28 protein-coding genes are annotated in these 23,001 nt (G+C 65.4%); 6 read left to right on the forward strand and 22 right to left on the reverse strand.

Features of this window, described 5'->3' with window-relative positions; all coding sequences use genetic code 11:
- The 6 genes from ACZ5PP_RS02285 to ACZ5PP_RS02310 all read right to left on the reverse strand — a co-directional run bounded on the left by ACZ5PP_RS02285 (position 1) and on the right by ACZ5PP_RS02310 (position 5,049).
- Positions 1 to 1,659 (reverse strand): ParB family protein, encoded by a 1,659-nt coding sequence (locus ACZ5PP_RS02285; protein ID WP_464826687.1) that lies wholly within the window; start codon positions 1,657 to 1,659, stop codon positions 1 to 3.
- Positions 1,652 to 1,888 carry a type II toxin-antitoxin system HicA family toxin gene (locus ACZ5PP_RS02290; RefSeq protein ID WP_013982111.1) on the reverse strand — a complete coding sequence of 79 codons (237 nt, stop codon included), beginning with the start codon at positions 1,886 to 1,888 and terminating at the stop codon, positions 1,652 to 1,654. Before ACZ5PP_RS02290 ends, ACZ5PP_RS02285 begins: the two co-directional genes overlap by 8 nt.
- Complete coding sequence (locus tag ACZ5PP_RS02295) at positions 1,872 to 2,738, reverse strand: ParA family protein (RefSeq protein ID WP_464826688.1); 867 nt, start codon at positions 2,736 to 2,738, stop codon at positions 1,872 to 1,874. Before ACZ5PP_RS02295 ends, ACZ5PP_RS02290 begins: the two co-directional genes overlap by 17 nt.
- Before the next feature lie 40 nt (positions 2,739 to 2,778).
- Positions 2,779 to 2,997, reverse strand: coding sequence for an AlpA family transcriptional regulator (locus tag ACZ5PP_RS02300; protein ID WP_043743369.1), 219 nt, complete (start codon positions 2,995 to 2,997; stop codon positions 2,779 to 2,781).
- A gap of 124 nt (positions 2,998 to 3,121) precedes the next feature.
- A complete protein-coding gene (locus tag ACZ5PP_RS02305; protein WP_043743370.1) occupies positions 3,122 to 3,877 on the reverse strand; it encodes a hypothetical protein in 756 nt (251 codons plus the stop codon).
- 554 nt (positions 3,878 to 4,431) lie between these two features.
- A complete protein-coding gene (locus ACZ5PP_RS02310; RefSeq protein ID WP_464826689.1) occupies positions 4,432 to 5,049 on the reverse strand; it encodes a LysR family substrate-binding domain-containing protein in 618 nt (205 codons plus the stop codon).
- Positions 5,050 to 5,369: 320 nt separating this feature from the next.
- Here ACZ5PP_RS02310 and ACZ5PP_RS02315 point away from each other — a divergent pair, with 320 nt between their 5' ends.
- From ACZ5PP_RS02315 to ACZ5PP_RS02335, 5 genes are all read left to right on the forward strand, one after another.
- Positions 5,370 to 5,714, forward strand: a complete 345-nt coding sequence (locus ACZ5PP_RS02315) for a hypothetical protein (protein WP_464826142.1) — start codon at positions 5,370 to 5,372, stop codon at positions 5,712 to 5,714.
- A gap of 98 nt (positions 5,715 to 5,812) precedes the next feature.
- The gene (locus ACZ5PP_RS02320) at positions 5,813 to 7,264 is read left to right on the forward strand and encodes a DDE-type integrase/transposase/recombinase (protein WP_464826143.1); all 1,452 of its coding nucleotides are present in this window, start codon (positions 5,813 to 5,815) and stop codon (positions 7,262 to 7,264) included.
- Positions 7,261 to 8,106, forward strand: a complete 846-nt coding sequence (locus ACZ5PP_RS02325; RefSeq protein ID WP_464826144.1) for an ExeA family protein — start codon at positions 7,261 to 7,263, stop codon at positions 8,104 to 8,106. The genes ACZ5PP_RS02320 and ACZ5PP_RS02325 overlap by 4 nt, the downstream gene beginning before the upstream one ends.
- A gap of 20 nt (positions 8,107 to 8,126) precedes the next feature.
- Entirely contained in the window at positions 8,127 to 8,354 is a 228-nt protein-coding gene (locus ACZ5PP_RS02330) for a hypothetical protein (protein WP_464826145.1), read from the forward strand.
- Between the two features lie 556 nt (positions 8,355 to 8,910).
- Complete coding sequence (locus ACZ5PP_RS02335; protein ID WP_464827080.1) at positions 8,911 to 9,135, forward strand: hypothetical protein; 225 nt, start codon at positions 8,911 to 8,913, stop codon at positions 9,133 to 9,135.
- Here ACZ5PP_RS02335 and ACZ5PP_RS02340 read toward each other — a convergent pair.
- Entirely contained in the window at positions 9,085 to 9,453 is a 369-nt protein-coding gene (locus tag ACZ5PP_RS02340; RefSeq protein ID WP_464826690.1) for a LysR family transcriptional regulator, read from the reverse strand. The genes ACZ5PP_RS02335 and ACZ5PP_RS02340 overlap by 51 nt on opposite strands.
- A gap of 713 nt (positions 9,454 to 10,166) precedes the next feature.
- Between ACZ5PP_RS02340 and ACZ5PP_RS02345 the strand changes: the two genes are divergently transcribed.
- Positions 10,167 to 10,355: a LysR substrate-binding domain-containing protein gene (locus tag ACZ5PP_RS02345; RefSeq protein WP_432654225.1), complete on the forward strand. Its 189-nt coding sequence runs from the start codon at positions 10,167 to 10,169 to the stop codon at positions 10,353 to 10,355.
- Between the two features lie 111 nt (positions 10,356 to 10,466).
- On the opposite strand, the gene ACZ5PP_RS02350 is transcribed toward ACZ5PP_RS02345, so the two are convergent.
- From ACZ5PP_RS02350 to ACZ5PP_RS02420, 15 genes are all read right to left on the reverse strand, one after another.
- On the reverse strand, positions 10,467 to 10,928 hold the full coding sequence (locus ACZ5PP_RS02350) for a cytochrome c (RefSeq protein WP_464826691.1): 462 nt from the start codon (positions 10,926 to 10,928) through the stop codon (positions 10,467 to 10,469).
- A 60-nt stretch (positions 10,929 to 10,988) separates the two neighbouring features.
- Positions 10,989 to 12,185, reverse strand: a complete 1,197-nt coding sequence (locus tag ACZ5PP_RS02355; protein ID WP_043743378.1) for a lipid A deacylase LpxR family protein — start codon at positions 12,183 to 12,185, stop codon at positions 10,989 to 10,991.
- Positions 12,182 to 12,625, reverse strand: coding sequence for an LOG family protein (locus ACZ5PP_RS02360; RefSeq protein ID WP_082047717.1), 444 nt, complete (start codon positions 12,623 to 12,625; stop codon positions 12,182 to 12,184). Before ACZ5PP_RS02360 ends, ACZ5PP_RS02355 begins: the two co-directional genes overlap by 4 nt.
- Positions 12,622 to 13,029, reverse strand: a complete 408-nt coding sequence (locus ACZ5PP_RS02365; protein ID WP_043743379.1) for a hypothetical protein — start codon at positions 13,027 to 13,029, stop codon at positions 12,622 to 12,624. Before ACZ5PP_RS02365 ends, ACZ5PP_RS02360 begins: the two co-directional genes overlap by 4 nt.
- Positions 13,026 to 13,445 (reverse strand): hypothetical protein, encoded by a 420-nt coding sequence (locus ACZ5PP_RS02370; protein WP_004255135.1) that lies wholly within the window; start codon positions 13,443 to 13,445, stop codon positions 13,026 to 13,028. Before ACZ5PP_RS02370 ends, ACZ5PP_RS02365 begins: the two co-directional genes overlap by 4 nt.
- A 48-nt stretch (positions 13,446 to 13,493) precedes the next feature.
- Entirely contained in the window at positions 13,494 to 14,078 is a 585-nt protein-coding gene (locus tag ACZ5PP_RS02375) for a hypothetical protein (RefSeq protein WP_004255136.1), read from the reverse strand.
- Positions 14,079 to 14,103: 25 nt separating this feature from the next.
- Positions 14,104 to 14,619, reverse strand: a complete 516-nt coding sequence (locus tag ACZ5PP_RS02380; protein ID WP_004255139.1) for an ATP-binding cassette domain-containing protein — start codon at positions 14,617 to 14,619, stop codon at positions 14,104 to 14,106.
- Positions 14,620 to 14,626: 7 nt separating this feature from the next.
- The gene (locus ACZ5PP_RS02385) at positions 14,627 to 14,836 is read right to left on the reverse strand and encodes a YgaP family membrane protein (RefSeq protein WP_004255140.1); all 210 of its coding nucleotides are present in this window, start codon (positions 14,834 to 14,836) and stop codon (positions 14,627 to 14,629) included.
- Positions 14,837 to 14,856: 20 nt separating this feature from the next.
- On the reverse strand, positions 14,857 to 16,395 hold the full coding sequence (locus ACZ5PP_RS02390) for an efflux transporter outer membrane subunit (RefSeq protein WP_004255142.1): 1,539 nt from the start codon (positions 16,393 to 16,395) through the stop codon (positions 14,857 to 14,859).
- Complete coding sequence (locus ACZ5PP_RS02395) at positions 16,392 to 17,510, reverse strand: ABC transporter permease (protein WP_004255143.1); 1,119 nt, start codon at positions 17,508 to 17,510, stop codon at positions 16,392 to 16,394. Before ACZ5PP_RS02395 ends, ACZ5PP_RS02390 begins: the two co-directional genes overlap by 4 nt.
- A gap of 4 nt (positions 17,511 to 17,514) precedes the next feature.
- The gene (locus tag ACZ5PP_RS02400; protein WP_004255145.1) at positions 17,515 to 18,684 is read right to left on the reverse strand and encodes an ABC transporter permease; all 1,170 of its coding nucleotides are present in this window, start codon (positions 18,682 to 18,684) and stop codon (positions 17,515 to 17,517) included.
- On the reverse strand, positions 18,681 to 20,453 hold the full coding sequence (locus tag ACZ5PP_RS02405; RefSeq protein ID WP_004255148.1) for an ATP-binding cassette domain-containing protein: 1,773 nt from the start codon (positions 20,451 to 20,453) through the stop codon (positions 18,681 to 18,683). The genes ACZ5PP_RS02400 and ACZ5PP_RS02405 overlap by 4 nt, the downstream gene beginning before the upstream one ends.
- 1 nt (position 20,454) lies before the next feature.
- Positions 20,455 to 21,492 (reverse strand): secretion protein HlyD, encoded by a 1,038-nt coding sequence (hlyD, locus tag ACZ5PP_RS02410; RefSeq protein ID WP_043743381.1) that lies wholly within the window; start codon positions 21,490 to 21,492, stop codon positions 20,455 to 20,457.
- Positions 21,493 to 21,519: 27 nt separating this feature from the next.
- Positions 21,520 to 21,945 carry a protein Asterix gene (locus tag ACZ5PP_RS02415; protein WP_082047718.1) on the reverse strand — a complete coding sequence of 142 codons (426 nt, stop codon included), beginning with the start codon at positions 21,943 to 21,945 and terminating at the stop codon, positions 21,520 to 21,522.
- 187 nt (positions 21,946 to 22,132) lie between these two features.
- Positions 22,133 to 22,741, reverse strand: a complete 609-nt coding sequence (locus ACZ5PP_RS02420; RefSeq protein WP_004255154.1) for a TetR/AcrR family transcriptional regulator — start codon at positions 22,739 to 22,741, stop codon at positions 22,133 to 22,135.
- Between the last annotated feature and the right edge of the window lie 260 nt (positions 22,742 to 23,001).

The raw sequence follows: 23,001 nt of genomic DNA on the forward strand, positions 1-23,001 counted from the left end.
TCAGGATTCCTGGCTCGCTACGCCGGCTTCCAGATCCAGCAGCCGGCGCGCCAGGCGCAGCAGACGGAACAGCTTCACCAGCGCAGCATCGCTCAGGCGTGTGGCCGAGCCGCCGTGGCCATGCAGCAGCGCCGCCAGCTCGTCGGCCAGCCGCGCGCGGTCCAATCCGTTCGCGGAGGGCGGAGCCGCACTCAGCACATGCAGCAGGGTCAGCACCGCCCGCGCGAACGCCGGCAGCGCCTTCGCCTGGCCCACAACCGGCGCCGCGCAGACGAAGCCGATGCCGCCGACGCTGGCCTCGATGTGGTCGGCGACCGCCGCTTCCTCGCCGATCTCGCGCGCGAACTGCGCGATGTGCACGCGCAGGCGATCCGGCACGTCCAGCCCCGGCTCGACGTACCAGACGTCCGAGATGGGATAGAGCCCGCCGACCTGCACGGGGATCGCACGCAACGCATCGGCCTCGAAGTCGGGCAGCTTGTCGCCGAGCTGGTCCGCGACCATCCGCTGGATGGATTGCAGGCGCTCGGTGGTCGGGGCCGGTGACACGATGTGCCCCTGCAAGCGCTCGTCGTGTTGCCCGTGCTGTTCCTCCGGTGCTCCGGGCGATGCAGACGGTGTCGCTGCTGGCGCCGAAGGCGTGGCCGGCGTGGTGCCTCGCGGCACAGATGAGACGGGAGGCTGCTGAGACGCGGAGACCTGCGGGGGAGGAGCAGCAGGAACGACAGACGCTGCAGGTGGAGTCGGCGCCGCCGGTTCGCTGGTCAGCGCACGCTGGCGGCTTTCGCTGTCGTTGATCTCCAGCGCCAGCGTGTCGTAGTCCGCCTCCAGCAGCTCGGCCATCTGGCCGACCAGCTCGTCCTGCACCCGCTGCGGCGAGAAGTCGTCCGGCTGTGTGTCGAACTGCGTCAGCACGTCCTGAAACAAGGTGGCGAAGTCCACGGCCACGGTGCGGCCCAGCGCACGCCGCTCCCAGGTGCGCTCGCACGCCTTGCGCAGCACCGCGAGCCGGTCCACCTGATGCCGGCCCAATCCGCCGTACAACAGCGTCGGGATCGCCGGAAGCAGATAGCGCACCGCATCGTTCATGCGGCTGATGTGTGACTGCGGCACTGGATAGCCGTCGGCCGTCAGCCGCCGCGCGAGTTCGCTCTGTGACAGCGCCTGGCCGCATTCCTGCTCGTAGAACTCGCGCGCCTTCTCGATGCCCAACGCCCGCTCGATGAAGGTCAGCCCGCCGCGCAGCTCGTTCTCGGCCAGATGCCCGGTCAGCGCCACGATTTCGCCGCGCGCCGGCCACGGGCGGAACAGGCACGCAATGCGGAAGAAGCGTTCCTCCTTGGTCTCGCTCCACAACTCGCGCAGGATCGCCAGCCGCGTGTTGCCGCCGTTGCGAATGATGTAGTGCGCCTCGCCCGGCCTGCGCGTGATCGCGGGGGGCGCGTCCAGCCCGCGTTCGCGGATGGACGCCTTGATCTCCGCATAGGCCGGGTTGCGCGTCACGCGCGGGTCGTGGTCGTAGGGCCGCAACTGGTCCAGCGTCACCACCATCGGCGTGTCGGCGATGGGGTCGCTCAAGGTCGCGGCCGAAGGGCCGCTGCGCTCGAAGCCGGTGGCCAGCAGCTTGGCAGCCATGTCCTGCGGCGTCAGCTCAGCCACGGCCGTTCTCCTGCGCCTGCCGGTCGGCGCGGCGAAGTTGCGCGCGGGCATTGCGGTCGGCACGGTGGTCGCTCGCAGTCGAACTGGTGTAGATCGACGCGCAGCCTGGTTTCGTGAATTTCAGGTGCCCGCCGGACGTGCGCACCACGCGCCAGCCTTCGCCCAGCGCGAACTCGATCAGCGCGCGCAGCCGTTCACGGCCGCGCGCCAGTTCATGTGCGCTCGCCATGGCTGGCCCCTCCCGCATCGGCCCGGCCGGTGACCAGCGCGAAGCGCTCCCGCCACGCGGGGAACAGCTCGCCGGCCAGCGTGCGCATGGTGTCCAGCGCCGCGGGCGCCGTGCGCCCAGCTGGCCGCCGGTACTCCACCCGATGCACCGGCAATCCTCGTGTCGCAGCGCGCGGATAGGCTTCGATGGCCGGCACGTCGGTGTCCAGCACCTGCACGCCGGCCTGTTCCTGGAACACCTGTCGCAGCGCCTGCTGGACCAGCCGCGCGTTCGACGACACCGGATGCACACGGTTGATGAGCAGGCGCAGCGGCGGCGGCTCGATGCCCAGGTGGCGATACGGCGCGATGTCCTCGATCAGTTGCAGTGTGCCGCGGCGCAGTTCGCGCGCGGCCAGAATCTCCGGCGTCACCGGTGACAGCGCCAGGTCGGACGCCAGCACCGCCATCTCCAGCAGCACGCTGCGCGCGCCCTGGGTGTCGATCAACAGCAGGTCATAGTGCGTGCGGAAGACGGGCAGCAAATGGCGCAGTCGCAGGCGCCCATCCGGAGCGTGCAGCAGCAGCGTGTTCAGTTCGCCGCGGTCGTCGTTGGAGAGCACCAGGTCCAGGCCCGCGATCGCGGTGCGCGACACCAGTTGCTCGATGCGCCGTTCGTTGAAGGCCAGCATCTCGTAGATGCCGCCGGGCGCGCGCGCGTCCACCGTGAAGTAGCTCGACAGCGTGGGCTGCACGTCCAGGTCCAGCAGCAGCACGCGCAGCCCGGCATCGGCGATGAAGCCGCCCAGGTTGGCCGCCGTCGTGGTCTTGCCCACGCCGCCCTTGGTCGAAATGATGGATACCACCTGCATGCGCCTCTCCTCGTCGAATGGCATGAACCGAGAAGAAGCGTCAGGCGCGTTCTTTGAGGCGATCGGAGATCCACTGTTCGATCTCCACTGAATCCCAGCCCACTGCACGCACGCCCAGGCGCAGCGCCTTGGGGAACTTGCCTTCCTTCATCAGGCTGTAGATGTGCGCGCGCTTGAAGCCGGTCTTGGCTTCGACCTCGGCGCGGCGCAGGATGCGGTGCTCGGGCGGCAAGGCCGGCGCGATGGTCTGCGAAGACATGAGAGGCACTCCTTGACGCTCGATGGCGTTGTTCAGAAAGTGCCTCGCATTCCATATGCTGCTGCTGCGAGATTCACTGCAACTGCAGAACACGCAACTGCAATTGCAGTCTGCTGTTACAGGCTCAGCGCGATGCCTCCAGGTGGCGACGCGCCTGTGCCAGCTTGCTCCACAGCGTCCGCTCGCTGATTCCGGGCCGCCCTTCATGGTGGGCCAGTAGTGCACTGATCACCGCATCCATGTTGCGGAAGGACGAGTAGGCAGAGCCCGCCGGGGACTTGCCCAACAGCAATGTCAGCAGGCCGCCAATGATGTTCAAGTAAGTCGATTCGCTGCGCAGGCCCGGTTCACTCGTATCGCCCTCACGAATGCTAATGACATGCTCCTTCGCCAACGCTTCGTGCTGTGCCTTCAGCGCCGCATGTAGTTGTGCGAGTTCGGCAAGCTGCAGCTTGGCGGCCTCGCGATCGGCCAGCAACACGTTCAGCATGGCGACGCTCACCGCAGGATGCAGTTCGCGCTCGATGCCGTCGAACAGGAATGGAGGCCGCTCACCGGGGTAGTAATGCGACATCCACGCCTTCAGGGCGACGTGGCGCACGATCAACGCAGGATCGTCGAGTGCGGGGCGCTGAGATTCCTGCGCCATGCCTGCCTTGCCGTAAGAAAGTTCATCGTGTGCCAATGCGTCGAAGATGCGCTCGGAGAAAAGGCGCAGCAAGGGCCAGCGCGGAAAATCGTTCGGCTCAGGCATGGCACGTGGCCCGAGCGTTTCCAGAATCCGCGGCTCAAAGCGCAACAGTCCCGCCCAACGGACGGCCGCCTCGATCGGGCGGTAGTAGATCCTGGCGCCAAAGGCAAGGCAACTCGATTTCTCCATGTCGCGTGCGTCCCATCGTCGGATCGAACTCTGGCAGACGCGCACCGCCCAAGTGGGCGAGGCGATTGCCCAGAAATCCGGATGAAGCGCAGGGCCGGCCGGGATCGTGGAAGGAAGCGTTGCATCGGCGCTGACGGCCGGCCAAGGGCGAACTACATCTTGCTACGCTTGAAACTCCTCAACCATGATGCGGGCGCTTTGCCTTTGGACCGGCACGCGGCTTGGTGGTCGCGCTCCCCTGGAGTCAAGCATGGGTGCCGCGCTTTACCCGAAACCTGGTCAAAGTTTTCCGTAGGAATTCCAACGGCGTAAAGTGCCAATGCGTCAACGGGATGAGCCGGTTTGCAACCAGCAAAAGCTCATGCGTTCCGCGTCAGTGAAATGACCGCGGCGGCGAGCCCGCAGGCGAGTGCCGGAGTACGGAAGGGCGCAGCAATTGCGTCGAAACTGGAATCAGTACAGCGCATGAGCCATGCCGATCGGGTCAGTCGCAAGACCAAAGATGAATCGCGCAATCCGAGAAAACTAGCCGCGCACCTTCCGATAGATCCGCGTCAGATCGCGCGTGATGTGCTTGCGTCCTGATGACATATACGTTCGGCGCGTTCGATGAACCGCTGCAACGGCTCCGTCATGCCACCCTCGGTTCGTAACAGATAGGTGGTTATCGATGCGCTCTGACCGGCCAACGGGCGGACAACAACATCCGCCGGCTGGCAAGTTGCCAAGTGCGCGGCAGTGGAAAAACCTAGCCCGTACCCTGCGGCCACCAACGTCAGCATCAGCCCGTGAGAAGCGGCATACTCAGCCACAATCGGTTGGACATCGACAGAGCGGAACAGTCGTTCGCTCTGCCGACCGCAACCTTGGCATGCCCGTGGATCACAAAGTACCAGCGGATAGCTCACCACTTCCTGCAACGGCACTTCCTTGAAGGCTACAAGCGGGTGCCGTGCGGGCAGGATCACTACCAAGGGGTCGGCCCACAGCGGCTCAGCAATGATCCCGTCCTCCACTTCATTGACCATTGCAAAGCCGGCGTCGAACAGATGTGCGTTCAGCCCCTGCACGAGTTCGGTCAGCGGTACTTCGGAGAGCCGGATGTTTACCTGCGGCGACTCTTCGTGAGCATGGTCATTGCTGCTGATGGCTTTTGCCGGCGGGATGGTCACGCAGCGTGATGGCGGAGGGGGGATCCCCCTCAGGGAACTTGAACAAACGAACCCCTCGGGGGAGTCTCTGGTTACCAAGCCAAGAGACCGTTCAAGTGTGCCATGTTGACCCGCAGCATTCGCAGTTTTTCCTGTTTCTGATTCGCCTCGACGAAGAGCTCGCTGCCCAGGCGCAGGGTGCAGGGTGCCCATGCGGCGGCGTGCTCCATCGTGCCAACTATCCCCGCAAGCCCCGTGGTTGCCCGACCCTCGCGATCCGCGAGGCGTTCTCGTCACGGCTGAGCTTTTGCTGCAGCCGTTGCCGCCGGCGCACGACCTCGATGTCGGTGCGCTTTCTGGGCCGGCGCGTGTATCTGGGCTTGGTAGTGGTGCTGTGTTCTGCCCGGCATGCCGGGCAGAACACAGCGGCGGCGAGGCTGTGCGAGGCGCTCGCGGTGCCGCTGCGCACGCTCACCCGCTGGCGACGGTGGTGGCGTGAGGGCTTCATGCACACGCCGCTGTGGCAGGCGATGTGCGCCCGCTTCATGCCCCCGGTGTCGCCCCAGGGGCTGCCGGGCGAACTGCTCGCACGCTTTGCCGGCGAGGCCACCGAGGCGCTGCAGCGGCTGCTGCGCTTTCTGGCGCCGCTCACGGTGCGCGCGGTCACGCTGCCCGAGGGGCGTTGAGTTCCCGCAGAGGATGCAGATCGCCACCGAACCCGAGGCTTCGTAGCCTGCACTCCCAGTGGCGCCACCCCCCGGTGCGCCCGAACCGGGAGACCCTCTTGAGCACACCGACCGATCCCCCGCAACGCGACCGCTGGGCGCGGCTGCGCTTCTCGATCATCGGCCCCTTGCTGGCCGCACCGCCCGCGCCGGGCGAGGTGCACGGTGCGCTGACCACGCTCTCCGCCCACACCTGGCGCCATCCCATCAGCGGCCAGGACGTACGCTTCGGGCTGTCGACGATCGAGCGCTGGTACTACGCCGCGCGCAGCGCCGCCGACCCGATCGCGGCGCTGCGCGACCGGCCACGCCCCCGGGGCCGCTTCGCGAGCCTGGCGCCGGGCGTCATCGACGCCCTGGTGCAGCAGTACCGCGAACACCCGGGCTGGACCGCGCAACTGCACTTCGACAATCTGCGCGCCGCGCTCTCGGGCAGCGGGCTGACCGTGCCGTCCTACCCAACGGTGCGCCGCTACCTCAAGGCCCAGGGGATGTTCCGTCAGGCGGCCCCGAAGCGCACGAGCGCGGGCGCGGTGCTCGCGCGCGACCGGCTCGAGCACCGCGAGGTGCGCAGCTTCGAGCTCGACCATGTCTCGGCGCTGTGGCACCTGGACTTCCACCACGGCGCGCGCCGCGTGCTCACCCGCGCCGGCACCTGGGAGAAGCCCTTCCTGCTGGGCATCCTGGACGATCGCTCGCGCCTGGTCTGCCACCTGCAGTGGTATCTGGACGAGAGCGCGCAGAGCCTCGTCCATGGTCTGTCCCAGGCCTTCATGAAGCGTGGGTTGCCGCGTGCGCTGATGACCGACAACGGCGCGGCCATGCTCGCCGACGAGACGGTATCGGGCCTGAACCGCCTGGGGGTGCTGCACCAGACGACGCTGCCGTACTCGCCCTACCAGAACGCCAAGCAGGAGTCGTTCTGGGGCCGCGTCGAGGGGCGGCTGATGCCCATGCTCGAGGGCGAGCCCGCGCTCACGCTGGCGCTGCTCAACCAGGCGACCCAGGCCTGGGTCGAGCAGGAATATCACCGTACCGAGCACAGCGAGATCGGCGCCACGCCGCTCGCGCGCTATCTGGTCGGCCCCAACGTGCGCCGCGACTGTCCCACCCCCACGGTGCTCGCCGACGCCTTCCGCATCGAGGCGCCACGACGCCAGCGGCGCGCCGACGGCACCGTGACCCTGCACGGGCAGCGCTTCGAGATCCCGGCGCGCTACCACGCGCTGGCCGTGGTGCACCTGCGCTACGCGCGCTGGGATCTGACCCGGGTCGATCTCGTCGATCCGCACACCGGCGCCGTGCTGTGCCCGATCACCCCGCTCGATAAATCCGCCAACGCCGAGCGTACGCGCCGGCCGCGCGCACCGAGCACGGTCGATCTGTCGCCGCTGCCGCCTGCGGGCATGGCGCCATTGCTCACTCAGTTGCTCGCCGACTACGCCGCCACCGGCTTGCCGCCAGCCTATCTGCCTGTCCCCACTTCCCCCGCCGCACAGGACCTCGCATGAACACCAAACTGCTCGCCCTCTACGGGCTCAAGTGGCACCCCTTCACGACCGAGGTGCCTACCGAGGCGATTCATGTGCCCGCGCGCCTCGAGCACTTCTGCTGGCGCATCGCGCAGGGGCTGATCGGCGAGGGTGGCTTCGCGATGATCCACGGTGACCCGGGCACCGGCAAAAGCGTGGCGCTGCGTCTGCTGGCCGAGCGCCTGGCACGGCTGCCCGATCTCACCGTCGGCGCGATCACCCATCCGCAGAGCAACCTCGCGGACTTCTATCGCGAGATGGGCGATCTTTTTGGCGTGCCGCTGCGTCCGCACAACCGCTGGGGCGGCTTCAAGGCGCTGCGCGAGGCCTGGTTCGCCCATCTGGAATCGACCCGGCGCCGCCCGGTGCTACTCATCGACGAGGCCCAGGAGATGAGCCCGGCGGTGCTCTCGGAGCTGCGCCTGATGGCCAGCGCGAAGTTCGATTCGCAAGCGCTCCTGTGCGTGGTGCTCGCCGGCGACGCGCGCCTGCCCGAGAAGCTGCGCCGCGAGGAGCTCATCCCGCTCGGTTCGCGCATCCGCACCCGGCTCGCCACCGAGGCGGCCAGTCGCGAGGAGCTGTTCGCCTGCCTGCAGCATCTGGTGAGTGCGGCGGGCAATGCCAGCCTGATGAGCACCGCCCTCATGCACACCCTGTGCGATCACGCCGTCGGCAACTACCGCATCCTCACCACGATGGCCGCCGAGCTGCTCGCGGTGGCCGCCCACCGCGACCTGCCTCAGCTCGACGAGAAGCTCTACCTCGACGTCTTTGCCCCGCCCGAGATCGTCGCCCCACGCCGTGCCTCGGCCCGGCGCTGACCCCCCACCGGAACGTCATCATGCACAACCACCCCCCGAGCGCACCGCTGTCGTGGCCCGAATTGCCCGATGAGGCGGCCGTGGCCCTTCAGGGCGTACTCCACGACTTCGTCATGCTCTTCGAGTCCCACTACCTCGGCCAGATCGAGCGCTACTACCACGAGCGATCGCGCGAGCACCTCGTCGCACCCGACTTCGTCCAGCCCGACCTGTTCCGCTCGGCCTACCCGGACGATCCACCGTTCTGAACCGTGCTCAATCGGGATAGGGGCGGCCAGATTATCTGGCCGACCCCTCCCACACCACCCGGCATGCGGGTCCGCACCGGGCGGTTGGAATAGTTGAGGTCGAGACACAGGAGCAAATTCCTGCACCCCGCCTGAAGCCGCTTGTCTTTGATCCGCCGGAAACGGTTTCTCGCTGCCTACAAGCCTTGGGTTTCACCCTTGGCAACCTATGGGCGAGCTTCGCAAAGCGAACATCTGAGACACTCCGCCTCCGAGAACCACAGGGCACCTTCTCCTGTTCCTTTGGCCCTTCGCTCCTGACAGGCAGCTACTATGGCCGCTGCTGACTCCTCGCTCCGGCTCAACACCGTTGGCCTTTCAGCCACAAGGCGAGGTCTCCCCAGGTAAGAACGCGATCCTTCCCCGCACGACCGCCGGATTTACGCCACCTCGCTTTGACCACGAGGGCTTTGCGGTTCGTTGCCCGCTCGCCCTGCTCGGCATCGCCTCATATCCGGTTCTTGTCCATCGGCCCGCGGTTTCGCTCCACGCTTCCTCCCCACACTCGGTCACCCTCATGCAGTTGCGCTTCGCTTCATTCGCCGTGGTCAGCTTGTGGGAGGACTTTCACCTCCAAGATCGCGCCCATGCTGGGCGCACAGCACAAACGCCGCCCCTCAGCGTCACCGGGCGGCGTTTCCATTCGACGGCGTGCCTCGACACGCCATCGCGCTACGTGATCATCGGAACATCAAATTGGGTGACCACACTCATCTTCGCGGCACAGCGCAAGCAGTGCTGATAGCCTCGCCCGTCCTATGTCTCTCGACAGCGCGATTCGCAAAATGCCCTGAGAACCGGAGGCAGCAGCCTTCGCGCTGGCCACTGCCTGCTCAACGCTCAACATGACGCGGCGGGCGTCGTCGAGGAAGACTCGCCCTGCCCAAGTCAGGGTTGCGCCCCGCGGCGTGCGACTGAGCAACGTCACGCCTAGAGTTGTCTCCAACTTGCGGATCGTGCGTGATAGGGGAGATTGTTCTATATGCAGCCGCCTAGCGGCTCGACCGAAGTGCAGTTCCTCGGCTACAGCAATGAAGCAGCGAAGATGACGTAAGTTCATGCGCAGTCCCTCGTGACGTGACCAGTCCTTATGATCGTAGGGAGCCGCATGCGTGCGGAGAAGAGACCGGCATGTCTTGCAGCGGCTGCCGTCGCCGGCTCACAGCACGCGGGCAATGGTGTCCGGAGTTATTGCAACGCTGCTTGAACGCGGGCGGCGATCATGGCGGATGGCTAGCTAGAGCACTCGCGCCAGCGCGCCTCGGCTAGTCTTCTGTGGCCGCAGCGACCCGAGGAAGACAGTCGCGGCGTCTTACGTCACTCCCCGAGGGCGAGCGATTTGGTCTGTCGACACGGGCGGCGGCGCAGCGTCTGAAGTTCGCGCCAGCGGGCATCGCGCCGGATGAACTGTCGATGGGCATGTTCGGCGAATTCGAGATCGCCACCTGTAACCGCGCTGCTGAAGCACTGCGGCCGGAGCAGTGGCAGCAAGCGGCTGACGCGGGCGGACAAGCAATTCCTGCAACATGTGCCGCGCATCTTCACTGCCTTGCAGCAAGCCCGCGACAGCGTGAGGGGAGCGGCCAACGGCTTTCACGGTCAGCAACGCATTACGCTGTCCGATGGCATCACCCCGTCGCGCTTGCCGACCTTGCTGGCGCTATGCTGGCAGGAGGAGCCCGACGTCGAGTTGCGCCTGCTCGAGGTGTCACTGTCGCAGCAAATCAAGGGGCTGCATGGCGATCTGTATGACCTAGGGCCCAGTCTGGTGAAGTGGGTGACGACATCGTGGCCAAGGCGCTTTGGAGCGCCCCCCTCATGGTCGCGGCGCCGGCATGGCATCCGCTGCTCAAGCACAAACGTATCTCACTGGACGAGGTGCTGCGTTATCCGCTGGTGCTGGTGACCCACATGCATACGGGAGTCATGCACGTCAGATCCAACGAGTGCTGCCGCGGGTGAAGCAGGAACCCGTGATCGCTGCACGGGTGGCTTCCTGGGAACCTGAAACGCGTCGAGGTATATTGATTGGACAGAAGCTAGTCTTCCGTCAACAGGTGTAGCCATCCCTTGCTAGCGGCTTCCATAGAACTTTGCCACGAACGGGCGACGGTAACTCTGGTGGCAGGCTAGGCAGCTTTGCTGGGTTTTGGAGAAAGCCGCGATGACTGCTTGGCCGTCATTCCGCTGTGCAGCCTCGCCCATGGCGGTCGCGGCGTCATGCACCTGTCCATCCAGACCCCGAAACTTTCCAGCGTCTGCCCCAAGCCAGGCAAGGATGCGCATCTTTTCCGACATGGGCGGCTCGGCATGCTTGGCGATTCGTGGTGCTAGCTCGGCGACCAGTGGCCAGTCTTCTTTGGAGATCGCGCCCGTGACGGCTTGCATGTCGCGCCCGAGTCTTTCCATTATGGTACGAAGCGCCATTGGCTTTGCCGCCTCTACGGACTGCGCACCGAGTGCCGTGGCGAAGGTTGCCAAGAGCACGGACAGCGAGACGGTGAAGAACGATCTGGGTTTCAAGGGCTGGTTCACGAATTTCTCCATTGATGTTGTGACGAATGCTTTGGGTCTAACGAATGGTTGCAGGTGTCCTCAAAATTCCAGACTCAGCGCGATCGATCCGAATGCATGATGGCCCGCCTGCTGGTCGAACTCGCGGGTTCTCCAAACGCGCATCACGGCAAGCCGCACGCCACGTCCAGCAACGATCCATTGGCTGCTGATGCCGAGAGCTGCTTGCACGACCCAAGGCCGCCGGCTGACATGATGGCTATGCCGGAACATGTTTCCGTCGAGTGAGAAGTCCCAGGCGACGGCTCTACCCTCCAGGTTCAGGAAGACATGTGCCCCAGGTTTGGGCGCCAGGACCGATTGCGGCGTTGTCGTGCGCAGATCGGCAACACCAGAGGGCGGGCGGTTCTCCGCGCCAGGGCGAATCGGATAGCTGCCGAAGTCGTTCGGTATGTTCCAGCCCGCGCGAAACTCCACGCCGGTACTGGCGGCGGTTTCGATGTTTCCGACCCGCAGGGCATAGCTGCCGATCACGTCGCTGCCCCATCCAGGGCGGACCGCACCCTCCGTGTACGGCTTGAACTTGCGCTCCATGGCCATCTGAAACGCCGGCTCGTTGCGCAACTGGTTGTCCCAGCCGCGAAAGCGCTCAATGCCGCGTACCCGGTGCACAAGGTCCTGAGACTGTTCGGCCAGCGACCAGGGGCCGATCACGCCCAGGGTCAACTCACGCACGTCAAGCATTTCGTAACTGGCGGCTTGCGGATGGATGCGGCGATTCCAAGCCAAACCCAGGTAGAGCAAACCAGCGTACGGTCGGTCATCTGGAATCACATCGGTGCGCGTCTTGTTCTCGGGCGTGTACATGGCTTGGCCAAAGCGCACAACGAGGTTTTGCGATGACGAGTGGGCGCCGGCATCGTCCCAGAAGCCGGGATCGGCCCAGCCGATGAAGCGAGCGTACAAACCGATCGGCTGGGGCAGGCACTCCGGACGGAGCCCGCCTTGCAGATCGCGTGAGACTGCTGTTAGCGCGACACCGTTGGTGTAGTTGCGATCGGAGCCGGTGAACAAGTCGTTCTCCAGACGCAGGGTGCCGCCCCGCCAGCGCAGGGATTGCTCTGGCGAGCAGGAGGAAGTATTTGTAGAGAGCGAGACTTCGGAACCGAAAGCGGAAATCGGGCTGAACAATGCACCCGTAATCAACAAGGTGACGCACTGCATCGCCTGCACCTTGGTGTAGCGCAGGCTCCAGCGATACCCGTCGATGCCAATCATGTTGCCCCATCGCCTGCTGCGCTGGTGACGTAAAAGCGTTCGAGGGCACTGACGATTTCCTCTGCTTCGTCTACGCAGGTGAACAAGTCGAGATCGGATGGAGAGACATAGCCTTCGTCGAGCAGAAGGTCGAAATCAACTACGCGACGCCAAAATGCACGGCCGACCAGCACCACCGGAATACGCTGCATCTTTCCGGTCTGGATCAAGGCGAGCACCTCGAACAGCTCATCGAGCGTTCCATAGCCACCGGGGAAGGCCACCAAGCCCTTGGCGTGCAACAAGAAGTGCATCTTGCGCAGCGCAAAACAGTGGCATCGGAACGCCAAATCCGGGCACATGTAGGGGTTGGGTGCCTGTTCGTGGGGCAGCGTGATGTTGAGGCCAATCGAACGTGCGCCAACCTCGAAAGCACCGTGGTTGGCTGCTTGGCTCTTCACGGTTTTCCTACGGGGCCGTCGCCCATCCCGCGCCCTCCGCCCCTGGCCTGTATTGATGCCTGCGCGACCTCCTTGGCCTTTTCCTGCAGATCGTCGCTAGCCTTGGTGTTGAGGAGCCCGGCGCCGGAAAAATCCGGCTTGGGCGGCGATGCAGGCACACTCCGATCTCTAAGACGCTGATACAGCGCCCAGTGAGCCGCACCAGCCGACCCGCATTGCGATTCCGCGTCACTGATCGCCGGAGCCGCGGATACATTTCCATCCTCCTGTGCCTCCCCCGTGACGAAGCTCATGACGACACCGCCGTCATGATCTTGCGCTGGGGAAGGCGGCGCGGCCATGGCGCTGGCGACCAATGCCAAACCGAGCCACAGCACGGTGGCGAGATGCTTCTTCAGGTTCATTTCATATCTCTCGCCGATATGGCGGGTTGCCCGCGCGACAGGCCGTGCCAGGAAATGGCTGCGATCGCCACCCACACCAGCGTTCGGAAGCTCATCGCGATGACCGTGCGCATTTCATAGGCCCCGCCGGCATAGCCGTGCGCGCCGAATGCCGCAAGGGCAAATGCAGTCGCTGCGGCGATGACGACGGCCAGCCACACCGCCCAGCGATGCCGCAGCCACAGTCCAGCGCCAGCGATGACGTAGGCGAAGCCGGCCAGAAAGTTGAACCAGAGCACGAACGGCACGAAGTTCCCGGCAGAGGCTTGCGCCGCTTCTCCACCGAACAGGATCGCGCCGCCTTCCTTGATGGTCAGCAGACCGAACCCGACCGCGATCAGGGACATGGCCCGGATGAGAAATCCGCGCTGCTGCATGGGTCCTCACATAGTCATTACTCCATGACTCGCTTTTGCCTTCAGCCCCTAAGAGACAGCCAGTCCCGCCCGGTATAGGGCGAAGGCCTCGACGGCCTCCCGCAAGAACCACCCCCTCCACTGCGGCGCGGTAGGGGTCCGGAGCACCAGTTCCTGGATGACACTGACAAGCGAAATTGCCTCAGCACTTGGTTGCACGTCGGCCCTGACCAGGCCCTGCTGTTTGGCGCGGGCGATGATTCGGGCTAGGCGGGTGGCGTAGTTAGCGATGAGCATCCGGATGCGCCGCTGAAGGCTGGGGTCGCCATCCTGTGCCAACCACGACAACAGTCGCCGGGGAACGCCGGGGTGCCTGGCGATGAACGCGATCTGCTGCTGGAATACGCTCTCCAGTTCCCGCAGCGGGTCGTCTTTCCTCTCGCTCTTGACTGAGCGCAAGAGCCGGCCTCTCACTCTGGCAATAAACCTTTTTCGGCCACCGCGGCTGTCCGTCTGCGGAGGCGACCATCGATCCTCGGCCGCGGCGGCGGTTCCAAGCAGACTTTTCATATCCGCGAACAGGTAGTGGCGCGTGGTTTCCCACCACCGCTTGAGATGCTCCTGCTCGAAACGATTCATGCTGTCGTCCGTCATGGTGCCTCCTCCCTTATTTGCAAGGTCATTCAAACCCCCGCCCTTCACCGGCGTCTCCATGGGTCACGCCATCGCGGATGTGGTAGATGCGCTTGAATGTGGGGATGATCTTTTCGTCATGGGTGACGACGATGATGGCGGTCTCGAACTTCCGGGCCATGTCATTGAGGATGCGGATCACAGCCATGGCGCGCTCGCTGTCGAGAGGCGCGGTGCGCTCATCGGCCAGGATCACCGGCGGGCGATTGACCAATCCGCATGCGATGGCGACCCGTTGCTGCTCGCCACCGGAGAGTTGCGAGGGCATGGCGCGAGCCCGGTGTTGCACATCGAGCGCCGTAAGCAGTTCCAGCGCCTTCGCGCGCGACTCCCCATTCGCGACGGATGCCGGATCGAACTCGAATGGCTTGCGGTTACGCGTCGGTGCCTCTCGCCCGCCTTGCACCATGCCGCATTCCACCAGGAGGCGGGCGTTGGCAGCTTCCACCAGAAAACACGAGCCCGTGACTTCGCGTGCCGCACCCAGAAAACTCAGCTTCATGGGATGTTCACTCCGGCTTCTTCTCTTGCATCGGGCAGGTGCTCAGGCCGAACAGGCGGTAGCCTGGGCAGCGGCCAGCCAGCCCTGTGATGAGAGGCATGAATCCAATGAGTCCCAGCCAACGCCAGGATGAGTCCAGCCACAATGGGAGACTGAGGAGAACCAGTCCGATGACGACGCGCACAATGCGGTCGAGCCGTCCAACGTTGATTTGCATGACGGTCTCCTTGTGTTGAGTCAGCGGCTTGAAAACGCGACGGGGGCGGCAGCGCCCCGCAGCGGATGGGTTGCGGTCGATGCCGTCGTGGATACGTCCCAGCCACCGCCAAGGGCCTTGTACAGCGCCACCAATTGCACGGCGGCGTTGGTATGTGCCCGCGCGGCTGCGGTTTCGGCCTCATGCAGGCTGCGCTGGGCAGCCAGCAGTTCGACCAGCGCGATGTCGCCCGCCGCGTAGCGCGTCCTGGTGTGGCCGTAGGTTGTGCGCGCGGCATCCAGTGCCATGCCGCGGCGTTCCAGTGTGTCCAGCCCGCCGTGGTAGTCGCCCAGCGCGCGCTCGGCGTCGCCCAGCGCCGTCAGCACGGCCTGCTCATAGGCCAGCGCGGCCTGCCGCTCGGCCGCCTCGCGTGCCCGAATTTCGGCTCGCACACGGCCACCGTCGAACAGGCGCCAGGAAATCAGCGGCAGGATGGAAAAACGCGAGCTGGATGCATCGAACCAATCGCCCGTACTGAGCGCCTGAAACCCGCCGCCGACACCGATGGAGAGTTTGGGGAACAACTCGGCCGTGGCCACGCCGATGTCGGCAGAACTCGCTGCGAGGCGACGTTCCGCAGCCAGCACGTCAGGACGTCGGCGCAGCATATCTGCGCGCTCGCCCACCGGCAGTGCCCGCAGCGTGCTCGGCGTCAAGGGGCCATCAAGCAGTGCCAGCTCCCGCTCCGGCGGTGCGCCCAGCAGCACGCCCAGGCTGAGCACCGCGGTGCGCTGGCGCGCCTGGATATCCGGGATGAGCGCGTTGACTGCTGTCCATTGGGCGTACGCCGCCTCCACGTCGGCGGCCGACGCGTCGCCCAGCGCGTGCCGCAGGCGCACCAATTCAAAGGTCTGCTGCAGCGTATCCAGCGTGGCGCGTTGTGCGTGCAACTCGTAGCGGGCGCCGACGGCGGTGAACCAGGTGCGCGCGACCTCGGCCACGATACGCATGCGTACGCCCTGTGCCTCGGCTTCGGTCGCCTGCAGGCGGGCGCTGGCGCCTTCCAGGGCGCGCCGCTTGGCCCCGAACAAGTCGGCCTCCCAGGCCGCGTCGAAGCCCGCGTCGTAGATGGTCTGCGTGGCGTCAAGACCGGGGATGGAGCCTACGGGCAAGGGGCCGTTCTCGCTTTGACGGCGCCGGTTGACGCTCGCGCCTGCGGCGGCGGTGGGCAGTGCCTCGCCGGCCACACGTTCGCGCAGGGCGCGTGCCTCATCGATGCGTGCCGCAGCCTGGCGCAGATCCAGGTTCTGTGCCAGCGCTGTGGCCATCAGGCGATCGAGGACTGGATCGTCCAGTGCAGACCACCATTGGCTCAAGTCTGCGGACTGGGATTCACTTGCCAACGGCAAGGTCCAGCCGCTGCCGACGTCGACCGGCGGCGGCTCGCGGTAGTCGGGGCCCACGGTTGCGCAGGCGGTCAGCAGCACGCACGACAGGGCCAGCGCGACCGGACGCACGCGCCCAGGGGTCAGGCCGGTGACGGTTGCGCGAAGAAAGGGAGTGCGGGTCTTGGATTTCATTGCAGGCGTCCTCGGACGAATACGGTGGCCATCGTCAGCGTGGCGAGGGCGATGATCGCCAGCGGCCACAGGCTGGCGAGAATGTCACCGGGCGGCATGGCCTTGAGAAAGCTGCCTTCGACGATGATGAGGAAATGGGTCAGCGGAATGGCCTGAGCCAGCCATTGCAGAACGACGGGCATGTTTTCCACAGGCGTCGCAAAGCCTGACATCAGCACCGCCGGCACGCCGACGGCGAACGCCCCCAGGATGGCCTGCTGCTGCGTCATGCTGACCGCGGAAATCATCAGACCGATGCCGACCACCGAGGCGATGAACAGCACCAGGCTGGCAAGCAGGAGTGCAAACGAGCCCGTAAATGGGATGCCGAACAGGAAGACGCCCGCGCTGATCATGAACAGGCCCAGCCCGGTGCCAATTGCGAGTGCCGGCAGCGACTTGGAGATGATGATCTCGGGCGTCGAGGTGGGCGACACCAGCAACTGGTCGAAGGTGCCCAGCTCGCGCTCGCGCGCGATCGACAACGAGGTGATCAAGAGCGAGCTGAACAGCGCCAGGATGCCCGTCAGCCCGGGCACGATGAACCAGCGGTAGACCAGATTCGGGTTGAACCAGTGGCGCACGACCACGGGCGTTGGTGCCTGAGCGTCGGGCACGACCTCGGCGCCGACATCGGCGGCGATGGTGGACAGATAGGCCACGGTGATCTGCCCGGAGTTGCTGCGCCGGCCATCGACCAGTACCTGCGCGCGGCCACTTTCGCCGGCAGCGATGGAGCGCGAGAAATCCACCGGGATGGCGAGCGCGGCGATCACCTCGCCACGGTCGATCAGCTCGTGGAGCTGCTGCTGGCTGTCGACATGCCGGACGTGGGTGATGAAGCGGGCGCTGTCCAGTCGCTGTACCAACTCGTGCGACCACCGCCCCGCATCCTGATCGTAGACGGCGATATCGACGTTGCGCACTTCCAGCGTCGCGGCAAAGGCGAACACTAGCAACTGCAGGATCGGCGGCACGAACACCACCATGCGGCTGCGCGGATCGCGCAGGACGCTGAGCACTTCCTTGATGAACTGGGCGCGCAGGCGGGTGAACGAGAATGCGGAAGTCAACATCGCGTCACTCCAAGTTCTTGCGCGTGGCGCGCTTGGCGATCACGAAGAACAGCACCCCGATCGCCGCCATGGCCGCCAGGTTGGGCAGGAACACGGCCCAGATGTCGCCGGCCAGGAACACCGTCTTCAGCGAATCGACGAAGTAGCGCGCCGGAACCACCAAGGTGATGGCGCGGATCGGTGCCGGCATGGCGTCGATCTCGTACAGAAAGCCCGACAACATGAAGGCCGGCAGGAAGCCCGTGAACAGCGCGATCTGCGCGGCCAGGAACTGGTTGCGTGCCAGCGACGAGATCAGCAGACCCTGACCCAGCGCCGGCACCATGAACACCGCCGACAAGAGCAACAGGGACAGCAAGGAGCCGCGCATCGGGACGCCGAACACGAACACCGCCAGCGCCGATGCGCCCAGCGTGGACAGCATGCCGAGCGCGAAGTACGGCAGCAGCTTGCCGATCAGGATTTCGGCCACCGAGGCCGGCGTGGACAGCACTGCCTCCATGGTGCCGCGCTCCCATTCACGCGCCACCACCAGTGCAGTCAGCATGGTGCCGATGATGGTCATGACGATGGCGATGGCGCCGGGAATCAGTGCGCGTCGGCTTTCCAGTTCGGGGTTGAACCAGTAGCGCGGCTCCAGCATGATGGACTGCGCCGGTGCTCCGACGTCCAGTCCGGCACGCCAGGACTGGACCACGCCACGGGCGTAGTTCTCGACGTAGTTGGCGGTATTGGGGTAGGAGCCATCGGTGACGATCTGCACCAGCGGCTCGCTGCCACGGAGGGCCAGACGCTGCTCGAAATCCTGCGGGATCACCACGTAGCCGCGCAGGTCGCCTGAGACCAGTTGGTCGGCTACTTCGCGCCGGTCATGGGCGAAGTGCGTATTCAGGAAGCGAGTGCCCGAAAACGCTGCGGCCAGCGACTGTGCCGATGCGCCGGGCGACTCCAGGACCACGCCGACACGGACATCCTTCGCATCCAGCGACACCGCATAGGCGAACAGCAGCAGCAACACCACCGGGAGCACGAACGCGATCAGCAGCGTCGAGGGGTCGCGCAGCGCCTGGTAGCTTTCCTTGGTCACCAGGGCGATCAAGCGCCGTAGATCAAAATGGCGCAAGTCGGTCTGCAGGGAGTCACTTCCGTCTTTGTGCATTGTGGCGCCGTTCATGTGGCGGCCTCCAGCTCGCGGTCTGACGACTCCACCAGGTGGATGAAGGCGTCCTCCATCGTCGGGTCGGGCCGTTCGGGGCTGACCGCCGAACGTTTGAGCGCGTCGGGCGTATCCAGCGCGATCAGTTGCGCACGCGAGAGCATGGCCACGCGGTCGCAGTATTCGGCCTCGTCCATGAAGTGGGTGGTGACCATGATGGTCACGCCCTTGCGGGCCAGTCCGTTGATGTGGGTCCAGAATTCGCGCCGGGTGATCGGGTCCACGCCCGAAGTGGGCTCATCCAGGAACAGCACGGGCGGCCGGTGCATCAGCGAACAAGCCAAGGCCAGGCGCTGCTTATGTCCCAGCGGCAGGGAATCGGGCGTGGCGGACAACCAGTCGCCCAGATCGAAGGTTTCGATCATCTCGGCAATGCGCTCGCGCCGGGTGTTGCCTTCCAGTCCGTAGACGCCGGCCGAGAATTCCAGGTTCTGCTGCACCGAGAGCAGGCCGTAGAGCGAAAACTTCTGCGCCATGTAGCCGAGCCGGCTCTTGGCTGCGCCGGTGGCGCGGCGCAGATCATGGCCCACCACATGCGCTTCGCCAGCAGTGGGTTTCAACAGGCCGCACAACATCTTGAAGGTGGTGGACTTGCCGGCGCCGTTGGGGCCGAGCAGGCCGAAGATTTCGCCCTTTTGCACCTCGAAGCTGACGTTGTCGGTGGCGGTGAACTCACCGAAGCGCTTGGTGAGGTTTCGGCACGACACGGCAATATCGGAACCCAGCTCAACCGGCGGCAGACGCTCGGCCAGCGTCGAAGTGCCGCCGGGGCCGCCACCGAGCAGATCGATGAAGGCGTCTTCGAAGCGCGCGGGCACCTGCGCCAGTCGCACCTGCGCCTGATCGGACAGGGCCTGGAGCTGCTCCGCTTGAGCGCCCTCGCGCAACACCACGCGCACGCCGGCGCCCTGGATCACGCCATCGCTCACGCTGGGCAGGTCGAGTGCCTGGGTCAGGACCGCTCGGCGCTCGGCACCGACGTCTTCCAGACGGAAACTGCGGCCTTCGAGCTGCGCGGTCAGCTCCTGCGGCGGGCCCTCGAACAGGAGCTGCCCTTGGTTCAGCAGCAGCACGCTCTCACAGCGCTCGGCTTCGTCGAGATAGGCGGTGGACCAGACCACGGCCATGCCTTCATCGGTCAGCGCCTGCACCATGCGCCACAAGTCCAGGCGGCTGACCGGGTCGACACCCACGCCCGGCTCGTCCAGCAGCAGCACCTTCGGCCGCGCCATGAGCGCACAGGCCAGGCCCAGCTTCTGCTTCATGCCGCCGGAGAGCTTGCCGGCCAGGCGTTTGGTGAAGGGTCCGAGCCGCGTGAAGTCCAACAGCTCGGCAAACAGATCGGCGTTGCGGTCCGCATCCATGCCGCGCAACTGCGCATACAGGCGCATGTTCTCCATCACCGACAGGTCTTCGTACAGTCCAAAGCGCTGCGGCATGTAGCCGCTGGCGACGTGAATGGCGTCGTTGTCCTTGACCACGTCATAGCCTGCCAAGGTGACGTGGCCGGCGTTCGGCACCAGGAGGCCGGTCAGAATCCGCATCAGCGTCGTCTTGCCGGCGCCGTCCGGGCCGACCAGACCGGTCAGCCGCCCATAGTGGATGCGCGCGCTCAAGCCCCGCAGAGCCTTTATGTCGCCGAAATGCTTGTCCACGCCCTCGATGACGACGGCAGCGTCTTCGCCCGCACCAGCAGGCACGGCGGCGATGGCACGGCTTGCCTGCATTTCACCGCTCCCCCGGGATACCGGTGCCGGCTTTCGCATCGACCTCGATCGTCACCGGCATGCCCTGGCGCAAGGCACTGTCGCTGTCGGCTTCGTCGATGACGATGCGCAGGCGGTACACCAGATCCGTGCGCAAATCCGTCGTCTCCACCGTCTTGGGGGTGAACTCGGCGCGCGGCGAGATGAAGCCGATCTGGCCGCGATAGACCTTCTCTGATGAATCGCTTTTGACGCGTACCACAGTACCGGGCGCGATGCGCCCCAAGTCCGACTCGCCCACGTAGGCGCGCACGTAAACCGGCTTGTCCAGGCTCAGGCTGTAGACCGCGCTCTGGCTTGCAACCATGCTGCCGGGCTCGCGCACCCGTGCGATGACGGTGCCACTACTGGGCGCCACCAATTCGGTGTCCGCCAAGGCTGTCGTGGCTTGCGCTGCGGCAGCCTGAGCGGCCGCAAGGCGAGCTTCTGCCGCGGCGATGTCTTCCTTGCGGAAGCCTTCGGATGCTTGCGACAGGGCCGCCTTCGCTGCTTCGACGCCAGCGGCTGCCTGGTCTCGCGCCGTGCGGGCGGCATCGACCGTACGCTGGCTGCTGGCACCCGATGTCAGCAGGCCACTCTGGCGCTTGAAATTCCGCTCGGTCTCGGTGGCGAGCGCCTGTGCCTGCCTGAGGGCCTCGCGCGCCTGGGTGATTTCCTGCGGTCGCAGGCCGCGGCGCAGCTTGGCCAGTTCCGCCTGCGCCACCTGCACCTGGGCCTGCGCTGCCGCAAGGGCTTCCCGATAGGGTTGCGCGTCAAGCGCCGCCAGGCGCGCGCCCACGCTGACGGCATCGCCCTCGTCGAAAGCCATTTGCATCACGCGCCCGGGCTGACGGAAGGCCAGTTGCACCTCGCGGATATCGACGTTGCCGTAGAGGCGCAATGCATCTTGTTGTCCATGGTCGCGCGACAGCCAGAACGCCAGTGCGCCGCCAAGAGCGAGCAAGACGACGGCGATCACGACCCAACGGGTTTTTCTGGAGAGGAGGTTTGGAGTTGTCATCGATGGGTTTCCGCTGGATAAAGGTGCTCAGTGCTCGCGTGCGACCGGCGCATTCGCCGCTGACCGGCGCCAGGCTATGGCCGCTATGCCTGCCCACACCAACGTGCGCAGCGTCATGGCGACCACCGTGCGCCGCTCCCAGGCGCCACCCAAAGCCACATGCACTCCGAAAGCCAGGAACACGAGTGCGGTCGCCACCGTGATGACAATCGCCAACCACGCGGCCCAGCGCTGGCGCATCCACAAGCCGACGCCGGCGACGATGTAGGCGAGCCCGGCCAGAAAATTGAACCAGAGCACGAAAGGCACATAGTGGCCGGCGGCTTGGCGCGCCGCGCCGTCGACAAACAGAACGGCGCCGCCCTCCCGAAGAGTGAGCAGGCCGAAGCCGATCGCGAGCAGGGAGATCAGCCAGTGCCAGATGCTGCGTTGTGGATGAGTGGTCATCTTCATGGCCTTCACTTGATCGCGGAAACTCCCAAGCCTTCGCCGTCGTCGCGGTGTGCGTGTGCGTTCCGCCGGGCGGTCGGGCTGAGTGTTGAATGACGCGGATTCGCGCTGGAGGCGCAACGCGATCGCATGACCGTGGTGTGCCTCTCGGCCGACCGGGCAACTGCGTGGCGGCAGGATGGAAGGCGTTTCATCGGGTGTGCGTGATGCCACGGAGATAGATGGCAAACACGGCTGGCGCATCACGACGGATGCGACTGACCTTGCCGGCCAACAGCGACTGCATGACCAGTCCCTGGATCGTGCCGATGAACAACACGGCGGCGGCATCTACGTCCAGATCCGCATCCAGGTCGCCTTGGGCCTTGCCTGCCTCCATCAGGCGGCGCAGGCGCTGTTCGTATTGACGGAGCAAGGTCTGCACCATCCGCTTGGCGAGCGTCTCGCCAGAGCGTTGCAGCTCTCCGAACAGCATGCGCGGCACGCCGGGATGCTTGGCCACGAAGTCGATGTGCGTCATGAACATGGCTTCGAGTGCCGCGGCAGGCGACGCGGCGCCCTCGGCCGCCTTGTCCACGCGCACCAGCAGACGCTCACCGACCCAGGTCATCGTTGCCTCCAGGATCGCGTCCTTGGTGGGGAAGTGGCGAAACAGCGCGCCCTGCGTCAAACCCATTCGATCGGCGATGGCCGTGGTCGTGATTTCGGCCGGGTTTTGCTCCGCGGCCAAGTCCACCACCGCTTGCACTGTGGCAGCACGCCGCTCTTCAGCGGACAGATGTTGAGGACGTTCGCTCACCGATCAGACTCCATAAAGTAAGTGACTTATTACTATCCTAACATGCAAAACATCCGCGTCGCAAGATCGGGAATACGGTTCATCGCATGGGAAAGGATGGTTCCTGTCCCATCCATGGATCGTAGCCAAGTGAGCTGACGAGACCCAGGAAGCGAACACACTCCTCAGGCACATCATGAGTAATCGGTCGGCAGGTCGGCCACCCCAGTCAGAGCAAGAGAAGCGGTTTCGTTCGAGCGAAGGCGGAAATCCCCCGGGCG

Source organism: Thauera sp. DNT-1, assembly GCF_055393985.1.